Here is an 18773-nt window from a genome sequence, read left to right as displayed (position 1 = left end):
TCCGTCAGGGAGTGCCATGGAACGCCGTTCCAAGATCCTCATCGGGTTCACCGTCGCCGCGGTCGGCGGCACCTTCACCGTGCTCGGGGTCACCGCGGCCACCGCGGCAACCGCCGGGCCCATCACCGGCATCGGCGGCAAGTGCGTCGACGCGGCCGCCGCGGGCACCGCGAACGGGACCGCGATCCAGCTGTACGACTGCAACGGCACCGCGGTGCAGCAGTGGACGCTCAGCGGCTCGGCCCTGGTCAACGCCGGCTCCGGCCGGTGCCTGGACGTGAGCGCCGCCGGGACCGCGAACGGGGCCCAGATCCAGCTCTACGACTGCAACGGCACCGCCGCGCAGCAGTGGACGGCGGACGGGTCCGCGCTCGTCAACGCGGGTTCGGGCAAGTGTCTGGACGCGACCGGGCAGAGCTCGGCGAACGGGACACGGCTGCAGATCTGGTCGTGCACGGGCACCGCGAACCAGCAGTGGACGCTGCCCGGCGGCCCGTCGGCGCCCACCACGCCGCCCGCGTCCGGCCTCGACCCCACCGTCGCGCCGGGCGGCAACTTCGACCTGTCGATCTGGCAGCTGCAGCTCCCGACCGGCAGCCCCGGGTCGCCGACGACGATTGCGCCCGCGCAGTTGCGGGGCGCGGGCGGGTACACGAATCCGGCCTATTTCTTCACCGACAAGACGGACGGCTCGATGACGTTCTGGGCGCCGGAGAAGGGCGTGACCACGCCGAACTCCAACTATGCGCGCTCGGAACTGCGGGAGATGAACGCGAACGGCTCCGCGGCCGACTGGAGGCTGGCCGGCTCGCACAAGCTCTCGGCCACCCTGCGCATCGCGTCGGTGACGAAGAACGTGTGCGTCGGGCAGATCCACCTCGGCACCGGCGGCCCGTCGACGAAGCCGCTGCTGGAGCTGTACTACCGGCCCAACGGCGACATCATCCTCGGCACCGAGAATTCGCCGGACGGCGGCCAGACGCTGCACACGGTCGGTAACGTGCCGCTCGGGGTCAAGTGGAGCTACGTGATCGCGGTGACCGGCGGCAACACCATCAAGCTGACGGTCAACGGGAGTACCACGAGCTACGCGATCCCGTCGTCGTTCAACCAGTACGGCATGTACTTCAAGGCCGGCTCCTACAACCAGTCCTCCTCGGAGAGCACGACGAACGGCGCGAAGGTCAAGTTCTATTCGCTGGTGGTGAGTCACGGGTAGAGGTTTGCTTTAGGGCAGGCTAACCTTCGTCCCGGGCGCGGTGGCGGCAGGCGGGGGTTCGATTGGCGAGCGAGCGCGAGGCTCCGGCTCCGGAGTCGCTGGCCGACCTGCTCGGAGGCTGGCGGTCGGCCGTCGAGACCGCCGTGCCGCTCGTCGGGTTCGCGGCCGGCTGGCTGGCCGGCGGGCACTCGATACCGCTCGGCGCCGGCGTCGCGGTCCTGGCGGGGGCCGCGGTCGCCGCGTGGCGGATCACCGCCGGCCGGCGCCCCCTCGGCACCGTGTTCAGCCTGCTGCTGGTCTGCGCCGGAGCCCTCGTCGCGCTGCGCACCGGCCGGGCCGCGGACTTCTTCGGCGTCCGCGTGTTCACCAACGCGGTGAGCGTCCTGGCCTGGGCCGCGAGCATCCTGGTCCGCCGGCCGTTCCTGGGCCTGATCGTGGGCACGGTGCTGGGCCAGCGGACCCGCTGGCGGCGCGACCCGGGCCTGCTGCGCGCCTATCAGCGGGCGAGCTGGGTGTGGGTGGGGCAGTACTGCATCCGCCTGGCCGTGTTCATCCCGCTCTGGTGGGCCGGGTCGGTCCTGTGGCTCACGGCCGCGCAGACGGTGCTGACGTGGCCGCTGGTGGCCGCGTGCCTGGCGGTGAGCTGGTGGGTGCTGCGCCGGGCGCTGCCGCCCGGCCACCCGGGCATCCGCCACCCGCAGTCCGACAGCCCCGCGGATCCGCGGCGCCGACCGGCCGGCTGAGGCCGCACCCGGCCGCACTGCAGGTGCTCAACGGCCGGCCGTCCCGGTCCGGGTGGGGGTCGCCCGCTCAGGGCTGGGGCCGGCTCAGAGCCTCCAGCGCCTCGTCGACGGTGTCGGTGAGGGTCAGGACCCGATCCAGGGCGGTCAGGTCGAAGATCCGCCGGATCCGGGCGTGCGGGCACACCACGGCGAAGCCGCCGCCCTCGCGCAGCCGCTTGTGGATCGACACCAGCACCCGCAGCGCCGTCGAGTCGATGAAGTCGACCTGTGACAGGTCGAGCACGAGCCGCGTCTCACCGTCGTCGAGCGTCTGGTGGAGCAGCGAGTGCAGTTCCGGTGAGGTGGCGACGTCGAGCGCGCCGGTGGGCGTGACCACCACGCATCCACCGACGGTTCCGGTCGCGATGCCGTCGGTCATCTCTGCTCCCACGGCCGCCTGCTGCTCTGCGTCACTCGAGGTCCCTCTCCCGTCAAGCTTCGCGGCATGCTACCGCCCCCGCCGCCCCCGCCAACGCATCCACGCCCGTTTGAAACCAGCGCGTGTCCGTTTGCTGCACCCGGCTCCATTGTGGTCGCTCTCTGTGATCGTCGACCCCGCCCTGACCATGAGTGAATTGGGGACGATTGCTTGCGTGACCCCCTGGCGCCGTCACCGTTGAGCTTCCTGACCCCTTTGCTCCGGCTTTGCCTCGACGGGATAGGACACCATGGACGGGACCGCCACGGAACAGCTCAGCATGACCGCCGCCGAACTGTCGTTCCTGCTGGCCAGTGGCGACCGCCCGGGCCAGGTCCCCCGCCTGCTGGGCCTGACCGACGCCGACCGGACCGACGCCGTCCTCAGCGCCGGCGTGGGCTCCCTCCTGCTGCGCCACCTGGCCGCCCCCGTGGACGGCGCCACGAGCCGCCTGGACCTGTCCCCGGCCGTGGCCGCGGTGGCCCAGGGCCTGCACCGCCCGCGCGGCTTCGTCCAGCTGGGCCTGACCGCGGAGGACCACGCCGACGGTGCCCTCCTCCTGGACGCCGAGCGCATCCGGATGCTGGTGGCGGCGCGGGCGTACCGCTGCTACGACATCACCCCGCTGCCCCAGGGCGCCGACGTCCGCGACGCCCTCCTGGCCGTGGCCGACAAGTTCCTGCACCGCCACCGCCCCGCGGTCGCCACCTTCGCCGCCTCCTCGGCCGCCGACTTCGAGCGCGGCGTCCAGCCCCCGCGCGCCACCCTCTCGTCCTCGGCGGACGGCAAGTGGCTCGTCGTGACCGGCGACGGCACGCAGACCAAGGCCGACGACTTCGACGCCGCCGCCGCCGTCCTGCGCGACGAGCTCGCGAAGATGATCCCGGTCGAGGTGCCGAGCTCCTGATCCGTCAGCCGGCCGCGACGGTCACGCTCGGGTAAGGCTGATATGACTGGTCGGGGCCGTCGCCGCTCGCCGCACCGCAGCTTGCACTCACGTGCCAGCCACCCACTCCGTATTCGGCCGGCAGCGTCAGCCGCACCGCGTCCCAGCGCCCGGCCGGGTTCACCGGGGCGTTGACCTCGACGATGGGCTTGCCGCCGCGGATCGCGTCGTGTACGGCTACGCTGACGCTCTGCGCGGGCGTCGGGTAGGCGCCGCAGCCTCCGCCGTCGGTCACGGTCAGCGTCTGGCCGGGCCGCGCCGCGGCCGGGTTCACGCCGAGGAGTGGTTTGGTGGTGGTGACGGTCTGGGTGAAGGTGTATGTGGCCAGGCTTCGGCCGCCGGTCCGGACGTTCGGATCGGTGGAGGCTTCGCAGCTGACGGTGGCGGGATAGGTGCCCGGTGCGACGTTTTCGGCACTGGCGACCCGGGCGCCGTTGCTGAATAGTCCGTTGTACGGGTCGGTGAAGCCTTCGGACGGCCCCTGACCGGCGCCGCGCGTCACGACGAGCACATAACCGCTGCTCACCACCGGGCAGGTGAAGCCGGTGACGTATGAGACGAATCCGGCCCGGCCGCTCGGCCGGTACGCGACCAGGGCGTCTTTACGCAACTTGGCCGCCGCCTTCGCGCCGAGATCGGCGAGCTGCGGCCCGAGCCGGTAGCTCAGGTGAACGGCGGTCCCGATACCGATCATGACGCGGCCGAGCGTGCTGGCGGGGTTGTACAAGGCCGGCTGGTGGTCGCACACGATGTCCAGAGCGTTGCACAGGCTGAATACCCGGCCGCCGATCGCACCGAGCTTCTGGCCGTTCGCGAGCGAGAACTGCGGGTACCACTGACCGACGCCCTTGGCCCTGGAGCCCGCGCTGCCCAGCATCTGCCCGTCGTCGCCGGGAAGCCGGTCGCCGTCACCGATCAGCACGATCCCGTCGATCCGATCGGTGACCAGGCTGCCGAGGATCTGCATACTGCGGTGGATCACCATCGCGCCCTGCGAGAAGCCGGCCAGGACCAGACGCTCGCCGGGGCATTGCCGGGCCCGGTCGAACAGGAACGTGTTCAGCGTGCCCTCGCCGCCGATGAGGCTCTCCATGAATGCCCCGACGCCGGGATAGATCATCGTCGGAAGCACGGGCGCGGCTCGGTAAGGCAGTGCGTAGGCCGTGACGGTCCGGCCCTTCGCGTTCGCCTTGAGTGCACTGTAGACGGCGGTGACCTCAGCTCCCATGCCCGATTCGCCCGACCCCGCGGCGCCCACGAACAGCACATCGCCGCACTGCGCCGGGCCGGCGGCGCGGGCCGGCGTCGAAAGCGCGGCGGCACTGGCGGCGACTATGGCGAGCGCGATGAGGATCCGCTTCATCCAGGCAGCATGGCCTTGAGGCGACGGTGATGGGAGCGCGGTTCTCCGTTCACGGCCGAAACCCGTCGGACGGGGTCGGCTGTTGAGGTGGCGCAGTCCGCCAAGCGATGAGCGAGCGCGATCCCGAAGTCTGGTTCCACGGCAATTCGTGGCGGAAGGTACCCACCTGTACCGGTTTGGGCGGGGACAGCATCTGCCCCGCCCATACGCACTCTCAGCTCCAGCCGTAGTTGGCGCGCAGCTCCTTCGCGACGGTGTCGAAGCGGTCGCGGGGGAGGATCGAGCCCTCCCGGCGGATGCCCTCGGCGTTGATGTGCAGGACGCGGTCCAGCCTGACCCAGCTCGGGCGGCCCTCGCGGTCCCAGGAGCCCTCGCCCAGGGCGAACCAGTTGCGCTGGCCGTCGCGGTCGGACTGGCTGGAGAGCATCAGGCCCAGGGCGTCGCCCGACTTGCGGCCGATGATGAGGACTGGGCGGTCCTTGCCCTGGGTGGCGTCCTCCTCGTACGGGACCCAGGTCCACACGATCTCGCCCGGGTCGGCGTCGCCGTCCAGGTTGGGGGAGTACTCGAGGAGCTTCTCGGTCTCGTGGGGCCTCGGCGGCGGGCCGGGGACGTGACGGGCGGCGCCCCGCGGGGGTGGGGGTGTCGTGACCGGGCTGTGCGGGGGTGCGGTGGGGACCGGGCCGCGGGGGGTCAGGGTCGAGCGGGAAGGGCGCAGGCCTAGTCGTGTTGCCACTGCTTGAAGAAGTCGTTTCACGCGGACGACCATAACCGGCAGCGTCTTTACCGGCTCGGGTGCGCCGGGGAGACTGTGGCCATGTACGACTTCGATGTCCTCGTGCTCGGCTCCGGGCCGGGTGGGCAGAAGGCTGCGATCGCGGCGGCCAAGCTCGATCGGCGGGTTGCCGTGGTCGAACGCCGGAACATGATCGGCGGGGTCTGCATCAACACCGGGACCATTCCCAGCAAGACGCTGCGCGAGGCGGTCCTGTACCTGACCGGCCTGAACCAGCGCGAGATGTACGGGCAGAGCTACCGGGTCAAGGAGGACATCACGGTCGGGGACCTCGGGGCGCGCACCCAGCACGTCATCGGGCGGGAGATCGAGGTCATCCGCAGCCAGCTGGCCCGCAACCGGGTGCGGCTGCTGCAGGGGACGGGGCGCTTCACCGACGCCCACACGGTCGTGCTCGAGGACGAGCAGGGGCGCGAGTCGCGGGCGACGGCCGAGAAGATCATCATTGCGGCGGGTACCCGTCCGGCCCGCCCCGACAGCGTGGACTTCGACGACATCACGATCATCGACTCCGACGGCATCCTGAACCTCGACAAGGTGCCGGGGTCGATGGTGGTGGTCGGGGCGGGCGTCATCGGCATCGAGTACGCGTCGATGTTCGCGGCGCTGGGGACCAAGGTGACGGTCGTGGAGCGGCGCGACCGCATGCTCGAGTTCTGCGATCTGGAGATCATCGAGGCGTTGAAGTACCACCTCCGGGATCTTTCGGTCTCCTTCCGGTTCCGCGAGACCGTCGCCGCCGTCGAGCGCCACGGTCGCACGGCGGTCGCGGTCCTGGCCAGCGGCAAGCGGATCGCGGCCGACACCGTCATGTACTCGGCCGGCCGGCAGGGTGCGGCGGACCTGCTGGGGCTGGACAAGGCCGGGCTCACGTACGACAACCGGGGGCGCATCGCCGTCGACGAGCAGTTCCGCACCGAGGTCCCGCACATCTACGCGGTCGGCGACATCATCGGGTTTCCGGCCCTGGCCTCGACGTCCATGGAGCAGGGGCGCCTCGCCGCCCACCACGCCTGCGACGAGCCGGTGCGGGGGATGGACCAGGTCCAGCCGATCGGGATCTACACCATCCCGGAGATCAGCTTCGTGGGGCGCACCGAGGACGACCTGACCGACGCGAGCATCCCGTTCGAGGTCGGCATCTCCCGCTACCGCGAGCTGGCCCGCGGCCAGATCATCGGCGACTCCTACGGCATGCTGAAGCTCATCGTGTCGCCCGAGGACCGCAGGATCCTGGGTGTGCACGTGTTCGGCACCGGCGCCACCGAGCTCGTCCACATCGGACAGACGGTGATGGGGTGCGGCGGGACGGTGGACTACCTGGTCGACGCGGTCTTCAACTACCCGACGCTCGCGGAGTCCTACAAGGTTGCCGCGCTTGACGCGATGAACAAGATGCGGTCGGTGTCGCGCCTGTCCATCTGACGTGCGCGGCCCGGCGCCCGCGGCGGCGCCGGTCACCGGGGGCGCAGGGTGTGGGCGACTGCGTTATGGTCGGCGCGTGACGAGGCTCCGGGGGATCCTGCTGCTGCTCGGCGCGCTGACCCTTGTCGCGCCCCTGACGGCCGGCTGTGACGGCGACGACCGGCCGTCGGCCGACGACCGGTTCACCGCGTTCCTGGCCGACTGGCGCAAGGCCGACTTCACCGGGTTCGGCGACCTGCTCACCCCGCAGGGCCGCACCCTCGACGCCGCGGCGGCCAAGGAGCTGCTCGCGGGCACCGAGGGCGACCTGTCGGCCCGCCGGCCCGCCCTGACCCCGCACGGCAAGGCGAAGATCCAGGCGGCCGACGCCACGCTCGCCGTCGGCGTCGAGTGGACGCTGCCGGACGGGCGGAAGTGGGCCTACGACACGACGCTCAACGCGCGCCTGCTGGGTCAGAAGTGGCAGGTGTACTTCGGCCCGTCGACTGTCCACCCGAAGCTGGAGGACGGCCGGCACCTGGCCCTGCGCGCGACCCCGGCCAAGCGCGGCACCGTCACCGCCGCCGACGGCACCCCGATCGTGAGCGACACGCCTGTCGTCTACGTCGGCGTGGAGCCGCAGCGCGTCCCCGACGTGGCCGCCCTCGTCCAGCGCCTCGGCCTCGTCTTCAAGTCCGTCCAGGTCGAGGTCGGCCTGCAGGACCTGCCGGCGAAGCTGCAGGCGGCCAAGCCCGACGCGTTCGTCGACGTGGTGACGCTGCGGCGCACCGACTTCGACGAGATCGCCAAGGACCTCGACGGCACGCCCGGGGTGCGCACCCGCACCGGCACCCTGTCGCTGCCGCTGACCCGCACGTTCGCCCGGGCCCTGCTCGGCACGTCCGGGGAGGCGACGAAGGAGATCATCGACGCCAGCCAGGGTGCGCTGAAGGTCGGGGACGTCGCCGGGCTCACCGGGCTCCAGCGGCGCTACGACACGCAGCTGCGCGGCAAGCCGGGCGTCACGATCGTGCCGATGGGCGACGACGCCGGCCCGGCCCTGCTGACCCTGCCCGCCGAGGACGGGGCCACGATCGCGACGACGATCGACGTGAAGATCCAGCAGGCGGCCGATGCCGCGGTCGCCGCCACCGCAAAGCCCTCGGCGCTCGTCGCCGTGCGGGTCAGCGACGGTGCCGTGCTCGCCGCCGCGAACGGTCCGGGCCCGGCCGGGTACAACCTCGCGTTCCTGGGGGAGGTCCCCGGCCCGGCGCTGCCAGCCGATCCGGCGAAGGTCGGCGTCGGCGGCACCTGGAGCCTTGGCGCGGAGGCGTTCACCGGCCGCGCCGGCCAGCCGGGTGTCACCGCCGCGCCGCTCGGGTACGCCGCGGTGGCCGCGGCGCTGGCCCGCGGGAAGTGGCAGGAGCCGGTCCTGCTCCGCGGCGCGAAGCCGGCGCCCGGTGCCGCGGTGTCGGGGACGTTCACGCCGCCGAACTTCACCGTCGGCGTGCAGGGCGACATCGCCTACTGCGTCTACGTCACCGACGCCGGCCGTGACGTGACCGACCCCCTCGCCGGCGCGTTTCTCAACGGCGTCCGATAGCCGCGAGTGAGGGCGAATGACCGGGAAAGACCGCATGAATGAATGTCGCCCGGCCGTAGCCCAGCGTCGATTGGTCCATCGCAGGGTGTAGATATCACGGGTCTCTGGCGGTACCCTCAAAGCCGTCAAATGCGCAAAAGGCGTCAAAGGCGTCGTGCGGGCCGCTCGGAACGATCCTGCCAGGTATTCCTCATTCGGCAGTGAACTGGGTAGCGTCTGCCTCGCCGCGAGCAAGCGCGGGCGGGGCACCGATCGCAGACAGAGGCAGCTGAGAGTGAGCGGGTCGGCACGCGGGGTGCTGGCGGGTTACGCCGGTGCGATGGCGGTCCTCGTGATCGCCAACTTCGCGTTGCCCTCGTTACACATCGTGCTGTGGTCGGCGATCGGCTACGCGAGCGTCGGTGCCATCCTGCTCGGCGTCCACCTGCACCGGCCCCGCCGCCGGGCGCCCTGGCTGCTGCTGGCCGGCGCCGTCGCCTGCTTCATCACCGGCGACCTCATCGCCGACGTGCTGACCCGGCTGCTGCACCGCTCCGGGTTCCCGTCCCTGGCCGACGCCTGCTACCTCACGGTGTACGTCCTCATCGCCGCGGCCATGGTCTGGCTCTACCGCCTCGGCGTCGTGCGGCGCGATCTCGGCGGCCTGTTCGACGCGGTCACGCTGACCGCCGGGCTCGGCCTGCTCTCCTACATCGCCCTCATCCGGCCCTATGTCGACAATCCCGACCTGTCCACATTGGACCGGTCCATCTCGATCGCGTACCCGCTCGCCGACATCGTGGTGCTGCTGGTCGGGGCCCGCCTGATCGCCTCGGTCCGGTTCAACACCGCCGTCGCGCTGCTGGCCGCGGGCGGGATCGGGCTGCTCAGCTCCGACGTCGGCTACGGGCTGCACCAGCTGGCCGGCGGCTGGAAGACCGGCGGGCCGGTCGACATCGGCTGGGCCGCGTTCTACGTCCTGTGGGGCGTCGCCGCGCTGCACCCCTCGATGCGCCAGCTCACCGAGCCGCAGGTCCAGCGCGGCTTCGAGGAGCGCCTCGGGCGGCTGCTGCTGCTCGGGATGTCGCTGTTCATCGCTCCGGTCGTGCTGTTCGTCGAGATGCGGGGAGGCCGGGTGCGCGACGCCGCCGCGATCGCCGCCGTGTCCGCGCTGCTGTCCGGGCTGGTCCTGCTGCGGCTGGGCCGGGCCGTCCGCGCGCAGCGGCTCACCGTGCAGCGCGAGCGCCGCCTGCGCAGCGCCGGGGCCGCGCTGCTGCTGGCCAACGACGAGGAGGCCGTCGCCCGGACCCTGCACGCCGCCGTCGCCGAGCTGCTGCCGCCGGGGCGCTCCTACGCCATCGCGCTCGGCCCCGCCATCGACACCGGAGTGTCGATGGCCTACACGTCCACATTGGACCCGGCCGTCGCCGCGAAGCTCGGCGAGTTCGAGGTCTCGCTGTGCTGCCCGCTCGCCCTGGCCGACGGGCGGGCCGCCGAGCGGGCCCTCTACGTGGCCTCCGACGAGGTGGTGCTGGTCGGGCTGCAGGAGGCCGCGCAGATCCTGGCCACGCAGGCCGCGATGGCCCTGGAGCGCATCGCGCTCGGCGAGGAGGTCGGCCGGCGCAACAGCGAGGCGTACTTCCGGACCCTGGTGCTCAACACCGCCGACGTCATCCTCATCGTCGGCGACGACGACCTCGTGCGCTACGCCAGCCCGTCCGCGCAGGCGCTGTTCGGCTCCGACCTCGTCGACCGGCCGCTGCCCTCGGCGTTCGCCGACGACAGCGCGGCCGAGGTCGGCCGCCGCCTGGTCGAGGTGCGCGCCGGCGACAGCGGCCGGCCCGGCAAGGACCTGCAGGTCACCGGGCCCGACGAGCGGCCCGCGCTCGTCGAGGCGACGTTCCGCGACCTGCGCGACGAGCCGACCGTGCGCGGGGTCGTGGTGACGCTGCGGGACGTGACCGAGCGCAGCCGGCTGCAGGCGGAGCTGTATCAGCGGGCGACGTTCGACGCGCTTACCGGCCTGCCCAACCGCGAGGTGTTCCTGACCCGGGTCCAGGAGGCGGTCGCGTCCGGGGCCGAGACCGGCGCCACGGTCGGCGTGCTCATCGTCGAGCTCGACGACTTCAAGGTGGTCAACGACACCTTCGGCCACGGCGCCGGCGACGCCCTGCTCGTGGCGGTGGGGCAGCGGCTGACCGAGGCGCTGCGGGCGGTCGACGGCTCGTACGGCGCGGCCGGCACGGTGGCCCGGCTCGGCGGGGACGAGTTCGCCGCCCTGGTCCGGCGGGCCGGCACGTCGGCCGACGTCGAGCGGGTGGCCGAGCGGGTGCTGCAGAGCTTCGCGGCGCCGTTCGAGCTGGCCCACGGTACCGTCACCGCCACCGCTTCGATCGGGGTCTCCACCACCGCGGAGGCCGCCACCGCGCAGGAGCTGCTGCGCCACGCCGACCTCGCGGTCTACGTCGCCAAGGACGCCGGCCGCGACCGCTGGCGGCGCTTCGAGTCGTCGCTGCACAGCGCCGTCGTCGAGCGCCACAAGCTGCGGGCCGACCTCGACCGGGCCATCGCCGACCGGGCGTTCCTGCTGCACTTCCAGCCGATCGTCACCCTCGCCGACGACCGCACCCGCGGCTTCGAGGCACTGGTCCGCTGGGACCACCCGACCCGCGGCATGGTCCCGCCCGACGAGTTCATCTCCGTCGCCGAGGAGAGCGGCCTGATCGTGCCGCTCGGCGCCTGGGTGCTCAGCAACGCCATCACCGCCGCGGCCCAGTGGCGCATCGCGTACCCCGGCGAGGAGATATACGTCTCGGTGAACGTCTCGGCCCGGCAGTTCCGCTCGCCGGACTTCGCCCAGTGGGTGCTCGCCGAGATCGACCGGATGGGCCTGCCGCCGGGCGGGCTGCTGCTGGAGATGACCGAGAGCCTGCTGCTGCACGACGACGGCGAGGTCACGAGCGAGCTCGCGGCCCTGCGCCAGGCCGGGGTCCGCATCGCCATCGACGACTTCGGCACCGGCTTCTCGTCGCTGTCGTACCTGCGCCGGCTCCCCGTCGACGTGCTCAAACTCGACAAGAGCTTCATCGACACCGTGGTCTCCTCGACCGAGCAGCACGCGGTGGTCGACATGATCGTCCAGCTGGCCCGGATCCTCAAGCTGCAGGTCGTCGCCGAGGGCATCGAGACCGCCGCGGAGCGCGAACTGCTGGTCACGATGGGTTGCGACAACGGTCAGGGTTACTTGTTCTCCAAACCGTTGAGCTACGGTGACGCGAGTCAATGGTTGTCGCAAGATGCGTCGGGGCCTCAACGGGGAGGTCGCACCGCGGCCTGAACCACCCGGAGGACCTGTGCACGCCTCACACCTCGCGACCGAAGTCGACAGGGACCCCCGATACAGCGGCATCGCCCGTCTGCGCGCCGAGACCCGCTTCTACGACGCCGTCATCGACCAGGTCGACGGCCGCCGCATCCGGGTCGGCGAGCACTGGCTTACCGACTGGGCCTCCTGCAACTACCTCGGCTTCGACCTGGAGCCCGACATCATCGGCGCGGTCGACGAGCAGCTGCGGCGCTGGGGCACGCACCCGTCGTGGTCGCGGATGCTGGGCAACCCGGCCCTCTACCCGCAGATCGAGCAGCGCCTGGCCGCCCTGCTCGGCGCCGAGGACACCCTGGTCCTGCCCACGATCACCCAGATCCACCTGTCGGTCATCCCGGTGCTGGCCCAGCAGGGCACCATCCTCGTCGACTCGCGGGCCCACAAGACGATCTGGGACGGCTGCGTCTTCGCCCGCGCCCAGGGCGCCACGCTGTCGCGGTTCCGCTCGCTCGACGAGCTCGCCGCGCTGCTCGCGGCCGGCAACCCGGGCCCCGTCCTGGTCTGCATGGACGGCGTCAACAGCATGACCGGCAACATCCCGGACGTGCGCGCGTACCTCGACCTGTGCCGGGCCCACGGCGCCGTGCTCTACATCGACGACGCCCACGGGTTCGGGGTCATCGGCGCCCGGGCCGACGACGAGACGAGTCCCTACGGCATCTCCGGCAACAGCATCATCCGGTACTGCGGGGAGTCCTACGACAACGTCGTGCTGGTGGGCGGCTTCTCGAAGGCGTACTCGTCGCTGCTGGCGTTCCTGGCGGTGCCCACGGTCCTCAAGAACCGCCTCAAGTCCGCGGCCGCGCCGTACCTGTACTCGGGCCCGTCGCCGACCGCGTCCCTGGCCACCGTGCTGGCCGGGTTCGACGTGAACGCGGAGCGGGGTGACAAGCTGCGCTCGGAGCTGTACCGGATGACGATGCGGGTCCTGCAGCACGTCCGCGGCCTCGGCGTGTTCACCCCCAACACCGACGACACCCCGATCATCGAGCTGCCGATCGCGCTGGACCGCGACCTGGTCGAGGTGTCGGAGCGGCTGTGGCAGCGGGGCCTGTTCGTGACCCTCGCCCCCTACCCCGGCGTGCCTCGCGACCAGGTCGGCTTCCGGGTGCAGGTCACCGCGGCCAACACCGACGCCGAGATCGACCACCTCAACGCCGTCATCTCCGAGCTCGCCGCGGACGGGGTGTTCCAGGAGGCCCGCGAGTCGAGCGCCAGCTGACGCCGCTCCGGGAAAATCCTTAGTGGTGGCACCGGAGGGGTATCACGGTTCGTATGCGCGATCCATGGTCCAGCCGGCGGTACCGGCGGCAGCCCGACTACCGGTACAACCGCGGCGGCAACACCTGCCTGCGTGACGCCTGCCTGCTCGAGACGGGCTGCTGCATCGGCGAGGCGATCGACGGCTCCTGCCTGATGGTGGGGCTGCTGTCGCTGCCGGGCATGCTGTTCGCGATGGCCCGGGCCCCGAAGCGGGCGGCCTCGCCCGAGGGGCCGATGCTCGGGGCGATCCGCAGGTACCAGACCGAGGTCTCCGCGAAGCGGGAGCGCCCGTGCTGCCGCTTCTCACCCAGCTGCTCGCACTACGCGGCCGAGGCCATCACCCGGCACGGCGCGGTGCGCGGGATCTGGCTGGCCTCGCGGCGGCTGGCCCGCTGCCGCCCCGGTGGCGCCCGCGGCTATGACCCGGTGCCGGTCTAGGCGCTGTAGAGGCTGACCCGCAGGTCGGTCATCCTCGCCGGGGCGAGGGCGTTGACGGCGTGCAGAGCGAGGCGGGTGCGGCGGGGGAGGGTCCGCCGCACCGGCCGGGTCAGCCGGTGCGACTCGCGCAGTGTCAGGCCGATGCCCCAGCGCTGCACCTCCTGCGGGTCGTCGCAGGCCCAGACCAGGTCCGCCGCCATGTGCCGCAGCGGCCCGCGGGGGCGCGCCACGATCCACGAGCCGTAGGTGTCGAGAGCGATCCGGCTGCCGGGGAACCGGGCCGCGACCGTGGCCAGCACGGTGCGGACCGCGGCCGGCTCGAGGTACACCAGCAGCCCCTCGGCCAGGAAGAGGCAGGGCCCCTCGGCCGCCACCGCCGAGGGCCAGGCCGGGTCCAGCACCGACGCGGTCACGGTGCGGCGGCGTGCGGTGTCGGGCAGGAGCGTGCGGCGCAGCGCCGTGGCGTCCGGGAGGTCCGCGAAGACCCAGGTCGCGGCGCCGTTGTCCAGGCGGTCGGCCCGGGTGGTCAGGCCGGCCCCCAGCTCCACCACCGTGCCGCCGGGGCACTCGGCCAGGAACTGCCGCGTCCACTCGTCGTACCACCCGCAGCGCAGGACGTGGAACAGCGCGGTCAGGCCCTTGTGCCGCTCGAAGGCGGTGAAGTCGTAGTCGATGGCGCTGACCAGCCGCTGTGCGGCCCCGTCGCCGTTGGCGGCCCGGGCGTGCAGCGTCAGTAACATGGTTTCCTGAATCGCCCCGAGCTGCACCATGGCGAGCAGCATAGACGGTGGCCTACGTCGCATTTTGTGGGTTTATGTCGGCTCTGCGATTGACAGGCGCCGGGGCCGACCATACGGTTCGCTCACCATGACGCACCTCGGCGGATCATCGAAGCTGCTCAGGGCCATGAACGACGCGGCCGCCCTGAGTCATGTGCTGGAACGCGGGCCCCTGACCCGCGGAGAACTGCGCGACCTCACCGGCCTGTCCAAGCCCACCATCTCCGAGGCGCTGCGGCGGCTCACGGAGGCGCGGCTGGTGAGCGTCGTCGGCTACGTCAGCGCCGGTCCGGGCCCCAACGCCGAGGTCTACGCGGTCAACCCCGACGCCGCCTACGCGGTGGCCCTGTCGATCCGCGACCAGCGGGACCGGGGCACGCCGAGCGTCACCGCCGCCGTCACCGACCTGGCCGGGGCGGTCCGCGGGCGGCTCGAGTCGAGCATCGACTTCGCCAGCACCGACACCGTCGCCGCGGTCGCCGACACCGTCGACGAGGTCTGCAAGGAGGCCGGGATCTCCCGCGACCCGGTCGCGCACGTGCAGATCGCCGTGGCCGGCTCGTACGACCAGCGCAGCGACGTCCTGCACCACATGGAGGTGCCGGGCTGGGAGCGGCCGGGCCTGGTCGAGGACCTGCGCCGGCAGCTGGGGGTGACCGTCGGCGTCGACAACGACGTGAACCTGGCCGCGGTGGCCGAGCGGGCCGGGGGCGCCGGGCGGGACGCGGAAAGTTTCGCGCTGCTGTGGCTCGGCGAGGGCGGCCTCGGCCTCGCCATCGACCTGGGCGGGGCGCTGCTGCGCGGGGCCCGGGGCGGGGCCGGTGAGATCGGCTACATGCCGGTCAGCGGCGGGGCCACGTTCACCCAGCTCGTCAACGGGGCCGCGGTCCTCGATCTGGCGGGCGCCCACGGGCTCGCCGCCCCGACCGCCGCCGCCACCATGGCCGCGGCCGCGGCGCGGGCGGCGCAGAAGGACCCGGCGGCGCTCGAGTTCGTGACGACGCTCGCCGGGCGGATCGCGCTGGGGCTGTCGGCGGTCGTCGCGGTGCTCGACCCGCCGCTCGTCGTCATCGGGGGCGAGGTCGGGCAGGCCGGCGGGGAGGTCCTGGGTGACGCGGTCGCCGCCGCCCTGGCCGCGGCGACCCCGCTGCTGGACACCGCCATCGCGACCAGCCGGGTCCACGACGACGCCGCCCTCCTGGGCGCGCAGGAGGCCGGCCGGGCGGCGGTCCGCGACGCGCTGCTGGCCGAGCTCAGCCGCCCCTAGATCCCGGGCGGGCCTCAGTCGTCGTCGGTCTTCTTCCTCGTGGTCCGCTTGCGCGCGGCCCGCTTGCGGGGCTTGGCGTTGCCGGAGGCGAGCTTCGTGTAGGTGAGCACGTTGGCCAGCCCGATGCCGACGGCGGCGAAGACGACCTGGATCGCCAGCTCCCACCAGCTCCACTGGATCTTCCAGACCTTCACCACGGCCTTGTCGTCGAGGCCGAACAGCCCGGCGACGAGCGTGCCCAGCAGCGCCGCCCCGACGCCGATCAGGAACGTGATGAACACGCCGATCGACTGGCGGCCGGGCAGGACCAGCCGCCCGAGCACGCCGATGAGCAGGCCCACCGGGATGGCGACCCAGAAGTCGTTGATGTGCATCGGTCCCGCACTCCCCAGGCGTCGACGGCTGTCGAACGGCAAGGTACACGATCGTCGGCCGCGGTCCGTGCCCAGGTCGAGGCGTGACCGCAGCGTCTAGACTTCCGGGCACCTATGGAGCCCAGCCGCGTACTCGCCGCGCTCGCCGACCTCGCGCCGGCCGGCCGGGACCGCGTGCTCGACGTGGCCAAGGGGGCGCCCGCGCCGCTGCGCCTGAGCGACCCGGAGCGGGTGCCCGCGGGCAAGGCCGCCCAGCGCCTGGCCGCCCTCGACTCCCTGCACCGGGAGGAGCGGATCCTGCGCCGCGGGTGGGCCTGGCTGACCGGGACGGCCGAGGTCGACGGGGCCGCCCGCACCGTGCGCCTGCCGCTGCTCTACGAGCCGGTCCGGCTGGAGGGTTCAGGATCGAGGCTGCGGGGGTACCGGGTCACGCCCGCCGGCGACCTGGAGGTCACGCCGCTCATCACGGACCGCGAGCTCGCCGCCGCCCTGGAGGCGGCCCCCGGCGTCGCCACCCCGCCCTGGCTGACCGCGATCGGCACGACGGCCTGGATCGAGACCGCGGCCGGGGCGGCCGGGTTCAAGCCGGGCGAGGACCTGCTCGCCGAGGCCGTCGCCGCCCTGTACGTGGCCCGCGACGTCGCCAGCCCGGGCCTGCGCGACACCCTGCGCGCCTGGTCGGCCCGCACCGGCCTCGAGGCGACGGCGCTCGCCCGGGTGTACGGGGAGTCCGCCGCCGAGTCCGCTGGTGACGACGAGCCCGTGCACTCGCCGCTGCCGCTCAACCCGGCCCAGCGCGACGTCGTCCGGCGGGTGCGGCGCGAACCGGTCGTCGTCGTGTCCGGGCCGCCGGGCAACGGCAAGAGCCACGCGGTCGTCGCAGCCGCCCTCGACACCGTGGACCGCGGCGGGTCGGTCCTCGTCGCCACCCAGGCCGCGCACGCCGCCGAGGTCCTGGCCGGGTTGCTGCGCCGGTTTCCGGGGGCCGAGCCGGTGCTGTTCGGCGACGCCGAGCGCCGGGACCGCTTCGCGCTCGAGCTCACGTCGGGCCGGGGAGAGGGTGTCGCCGGCCGGCGCCTCGACGAGCGCCGCTCGGCGGTGCGGGCCGCGGCGGCCGCCGTCGAGCAGCTCGAGGCGTCAATCGGGGCGGCGCTGGACCTCGAGCGGACCGCGGCGAGGATGGCGGTGTGGGAGCCGCTGCTGGCCGGGCTGCGGGCCGAGGCGCCGCTGGTGTTCCGCGACGACTTCGCGGTACGCAGGGCGGAGCGGCTTCTGCATTCGCGGTTCCTGCGCGAGTGGCGCATCCGGCGGCTGGCCGGCGTCGGGTCGGCGCGGCTGCCGGCGCTGCTCGACGCCCTGGCCGCCGACCGGGCCGCGGCGACACTGGCCGTCGGCGGGGGGACCGACCTCGCGACGGTGTGGCCCGCGCTGCTCGACGCCGACGCCCGGCTGCGGGAGGCGGCCGGGGCGGCCATGCACGACGCCGCGGCCGCCGCCGACCGCTGGGGCCGGGCCGCCCGGGGCAGCGCCGCCGAGCTCGGCGCCGCGCTGCGGGCCGGGCGCAACCGCCGCCGCGAGGCCCTCGCCGCGCTCGACGGGCCCGCACTCGTCCGGGCGCTGCCGCTGTGGGTCGGGACCGTCGCCGACGTCGAGGACCTGCTGCCGCCCACGCCCGGCCTGTTCGACCTGGTGATCCTGGACGAGGCCGCGCACATCGACCAGATCCGGGCGGCGCCGGTCCTGGCCCGGGCGAAGCGGGCGCTCGTCGCGGGCGACCCGAGCCAGCTGCGCTTCGTGTCGTTCGTCGCCGACGTCGACGTGGCCGCGACCCTGGCCCGGCACGGGCTGCCGGACCGCATCGACGTGCGCCGCTCCAGCGCGTACGACGTGGCCGTCGGCGCCGCCCCGGTCACCTGGCTCGGCGAGCACTACCGGTGCCCGCCGCACCTCATCGCGTTCGCCGCCCGCCGCTTCTACGACGGCCGCCTCACGCTGATGACCCGCACCCCGGCCGCCGAGCGGGCCGACGCCATCGACGTCGTGCGGGTCAGCGGGGCGGTGGTCGCGGACGGTGTCAACCGGGCCGAGGTCGACGCCGTGCTCGACACCGTGCGCCGGCTGGCCGCCGCCGGGCGGACCGGGATCGGGATCGTCACGCCGTTTCGCCCGCAGGCCGACGCGATCGAGGCGGCGCTGCTGGCCGCGCTGCCGGCGGACGAGATCGAGCGGCTGCGGCTGCGCTCCGGGACCGTCCACGCGTTCCAGGGCGGCGAGGCCGACACGGTCATCGTCTCGCTCGGCCTGGTCGACGGCGACACCCGGGCCCGGCAGCGGTTCGTGGCCGAGCCGAACCTGTTCAACGTGATGACGACCCGGGCCCGCCGGCACCTGGTGGTGGTCACCTCCCTCAGCGGCGGCGGGACCGGGTTGATCGCCGATTTCCTGGCCCACGCCGACGCCCCGGCGTCGCCGGCGTCTCCCGCGGCGGCCCCGGTGCCGTGGGCGGCCCGGCTGGCCGCCGAGCTGACCGCGGCCGGGCGTGACGTCCACGCCGGCTACCAGGTCGGCGACTGGATCGTGGACCTGGTCGTGGACGGTGTCGGGTACCTCTGCGCGCCGCACCCGGACGGCAACCGGGCCCACCTGGAGCGGCAGCGGGCGCTGCTGCGGGCCGGGTGGACGCTGCGTGAGGCGTTCCCGAGCCGCTGGGCGGGCGACGCCGTGCGGGCCGCGCTCGACATGTGATTTCAGGGTCGG

Annotated in this window: 15 protein-coding genes; 10 read left to right on the top strand and 5 right to left on the bottom strand. The window is 73.0% G+C overall.

What is annotated here, in order from left to right; genetic code table 11:
- Window positions 1-16 precede the first annotated feature (16 nt).
- A complete protein-coding gene (locus Dvina_RS54690) occupies window positions 17-1219 on the top strand; it encodes a polysaccharide lyase family 7 protein (protein WP_246655497.1) in 1203 nt (400 codons plus the stop codon).
- 62 nt (window positions 1220-1281) lie between these two features.
- Window positions 1282-1962 carry a DUF3159 domain-containing protein gene (locus Dvina_RS33990; RefSeq protein ID WP_223093372.1) on the top strand — a complete coding sequence of 227 codons (681 nt, stop codon included), beginning with the start codon at window positions 1282-1284 and terminating at the stop codon, window positions 1960-1962.
- A gap of 67 nt (window positions 1963-2029) precedes the next feature.
- On the opposite strand, the gene Dvina_RS33985 is transcribed toward Dvina_RS33990, so the two are convergent.
- Window positions 2030-2380 (bottom strand): STAS domain-containing protein, encoded by a 351-nt coding sequence (locus Dvina_RS33985; protein WP_223093371.1) that lies wholly within the window; start codon window positions 2378-2380, stop codon window positions 2030-2032.
- A 319-nt stretch (window positions 2381-2699) separates the two neighbouring features.
- Here Dvina_RS33985 and Dvina_RS33980 point away from each other — a divergent pair, with 319 nt between their 5' ends.
- Window positions 2700-3326: a hypothetical protein gene (locus Dvina_RS33980; RefSeq protein ID WP_223093370.1), complete on the top strand. Its 627-nt coding sequence runs from the start codon at window positions 2700-2702 to the stop codon at window positions 3324-3326.
- Window positions 3327-3330: 4 nt separating this feature from the next.
- Here Dvina_RS33980 and Dvina_RS33975 read toward each other — a convergent pair whose 3' ends face one another.
- Together Dvina_RS33975 and Dvina_RS33970 are read right to left on the bottom strand one after the other, a co-directional pair.
- Window positions 3331-4728: a cutinase family protein gene (locus Dvina_RS33975; protein WP_223093369.1), complete on the bottom strand. Its 1398-nt coding sequence runs from the start codon at window positions 4726-4728 to the stop codon at window positions 3331-3333.
- A 214-nt stretch (window positions 4729-4942) separates the two neighbouring features.
- Entirely contained in the window at window positions 4943-5485 is a 543-nt protein-coding gene (locus Dvina_RS33970; protein WP_246655496.1) for a type II toxin-antitoxin system PemK/MazF family toxin, read from the bottom strand.
- 60 nt (window positions 5486-5545) lie between these two features.
- Here Dvina_RS33970 and sthA point away from each other — a divergent pair, with 60 nt between their 5' ends.
- From sthA to yidD, 5 genes are all read left to right on the top strand, one after another.
- Window positions 5546-6949, top strand: a complete 1404-nt coding sequence (sthA, locus tag Dvina_RS33965) for a Si-specific NAD(P)(+) transhydrogenase (RefSeq protein WP_223093367.1) — start codon at window positions 5546-5548, stop codon at window positions 6947-6949.
- A gap of 76 nt (window positions 6950-7025) precedes the next feature.
- Window positions 7026-8531: an NTF2-like N-terminal transpeptidase domain-containing protein gene (locus Dvina_RS33960; protein ID WP_223093366.1), complete on the top strand. Its 1506-nt coding sequence runs from the start codon at window positions 7026-7028 to the stop codon at window positions 8529-8531.
- Between the two features lie 319 nt (window positions 8532-8850).
- A complete protein-coding gene (locus Dvina_RS33955) occupies window positions 8851-11847 on the top strand; it encodes a putative bifunctional diguanylate cyclase/phosphodiesterase (protein ID WP_223093365.1) in 2997 nt (998 codons plus the stop codon).
- A gap of 16 nt (window positions 11848-11863) precedes the next feature.
- A complete protein-coding gene (locus Dvina_RS33950; protein ID WP_246655495.1) occupies window positions 11864-13117 on the top strand; it encodes an aminotransferase class I/II-fold pyridoxal phosphate-dependent enzyme in 1254 nt (417 codons plus the stop codon).
- 53 nt (window positions 13118-13170) lie between these two features.
- Window positions 13171-13596 carry a membrane protein insertion efficiency factor YidD gene (gene yidD / locus Dvina_RS55790; RefSeq protein WP_380030897.1) on the top strand — a complete coding sequence of 142 codons (426 nt, stop codon included), beginning with the start codon at window positions 13171-13173 and terminating at the stop codon, window positions 13594-13596.
- Here the strand turns inward: yidD and Dvina_RS33940 are convergent.
- Window positions 13593-14366, bottom strand: a complete 774-nt coding sequence (locus tag Dvina_RS33940) for a class I SAM-dependent methyltransferase (RefSeq protein ID WP_223093363.1) — start codon at window positions 14364-14366, stop codon at window positions 13593-13595. The two genes, yidD and Dvina_RS33940, sit on opposite strands and share 4 nt — an antisense overlap.
- A 97-nt stretch (window positions 14367-14463) precedes the next feature.
- On the opposite strand from Dvina_RS33940, the gene Dvina_RS33935 reads away from it, so the two are divergent.
- On the top strand, window positions 14464-15642 hold the full coding sequence (locus Dvina_RS33935) for an ROK family transcriptional regulator (protein WP_223093362.1): 1179 nt from the start codon (window positions 14464-14466) through the stop codon (window positions 15640-15642).
- A 14-nt stretch (window positions 15643-15656) separates the two neighbouring features.
- Here the strand turns inward: Dvina_RS33935 and Dvina_RS33930 are convergent, their stop codons facing one another.
- On the bottom strand, window positions 15657-16016 hold the full coding sequence (locus Dvina_RS33930; protein WP_343217039.1) for a hypothetical protein: 360 nt from the start codon (window positions 16014-16016) through the stop codon (window positions 15657-15659).
- A gap of 114 nt (window positions 16017-16130) precedes the next feature.
- On the opposite strand from Dvina_RS33930, the gene Dvina_RS33925 reads away from it, so the two are divergent.
- Window positions 16131-18761: a DEAD/DEAH box helicase gene (locus Dvina_RS33925; protein WP_223093361.1), complete on the top strand. Its 2631-nt coding sequence runs from the start codon at window positions 16131-16133 to the stop codon at window positions 18759-18761.
- Window positions 18762-18773: the final 12 nt, after the last annotated feature.

This window comes from Dactylosporangium vinaceum (assembly GCF_019904175.1).
Taxonomy (GTDB): domain Bacteria; phylum Actinomycetota; class Actinomycetes; order Mycobacteriales; family Micromonosporaceae; genus Dactylosporangium; species Dactylosporangium vinaceum.
The sequence above is the reverse complement of the archived record's forward strand: the minus strand, read 5'-3'. Positions and strand labels throughout refer to the sequence as shown.

What these genes read in the sequence shown, in the direction of transcription:
- Dvina_RS54690 (WP_246655497.1), top strand. Translation starts at nt 17, where the DNA reads ATGGAACGCCGTTCCAAGATCCTCATCGGGTTCACCGTCGCCGCGGTC.
- Dvina_RS33985 (WP_223093371.1), bottom strand. Translation starts at nt 2,380, where the DNA reads ATGACCGACGGCATCGCGACCGGAACCGTCGGTGGATGCGTGGTGGTC.
- Dvina_RS33980 (WP_223093370.1), top strand. Translation starts at nt 2,700, where the DNA reads ATGACCGCCGCCGAACTGTCGTTCCTGCTGGCCAGTGGCGACCGCCCG.
- Dvina_RS33975 (WP_223093369.1), bottom strand. Translation starts at nt 4,728, where the DNA reads ATGAAGCGGATCCTCATCGCGCTCGCCATAGTCGCCGCCAGTGCCGCC.
- sthA (WP_223093367.1), top strand. Translation starts at nt 5,546, where the DNA reads ATGTACGACTTCGATGTCCTCGTGCTCGGCTCCGGGCCGGGTGGGCAG.
- Dvina_RS33955 (WP_223093365.1), top strand. Translation starts at nt 8,851, where the DNA reads ATGGCGGTCCTCGTGATCGCCAACTTCGCGTTGCCCTCGTTACACATC.
- yidD (WP_380030897.1), top strand. Translation starts at nt 13,171, where the DNA reads ATGCGCGATCCATGGTCCAGCCGGCGGTACCGGCGGCAGCCCGACTAC.
- Dvina_RS33940 (WP_223093363.1), bottom strand. Translation starts at nt 14,366, where the DNA reads ATGGTGCAGCTCGGGGCGATTCAGGAAACCATGTTACTGACGCTGCAC.
- Dvina_RS33935 (WP_223093362.1), top strand. Translation starts at nt 14,464, where the DNA reads ATGACGCACCTCGGCGGATCATCGAAGCTGCTCAGGGCCATGAACGAC.
- Dvina_RS33930 (WP_343217039.1), bottom strand. Translation starts at nt 16,016, where the DNA reads ATGCACATCAACGACTTCTGGGTCGCCATCCCGGTGGGCCTGCTCATC.
- Dvina_RS33925 (WP_223093361.1), top strand. Translation starts at nt 16,131, where the DNA reads ATGGAGCCCAGCCGCGTACTCGCCGCGCTCGCCGACCTCGCGCCGGCC.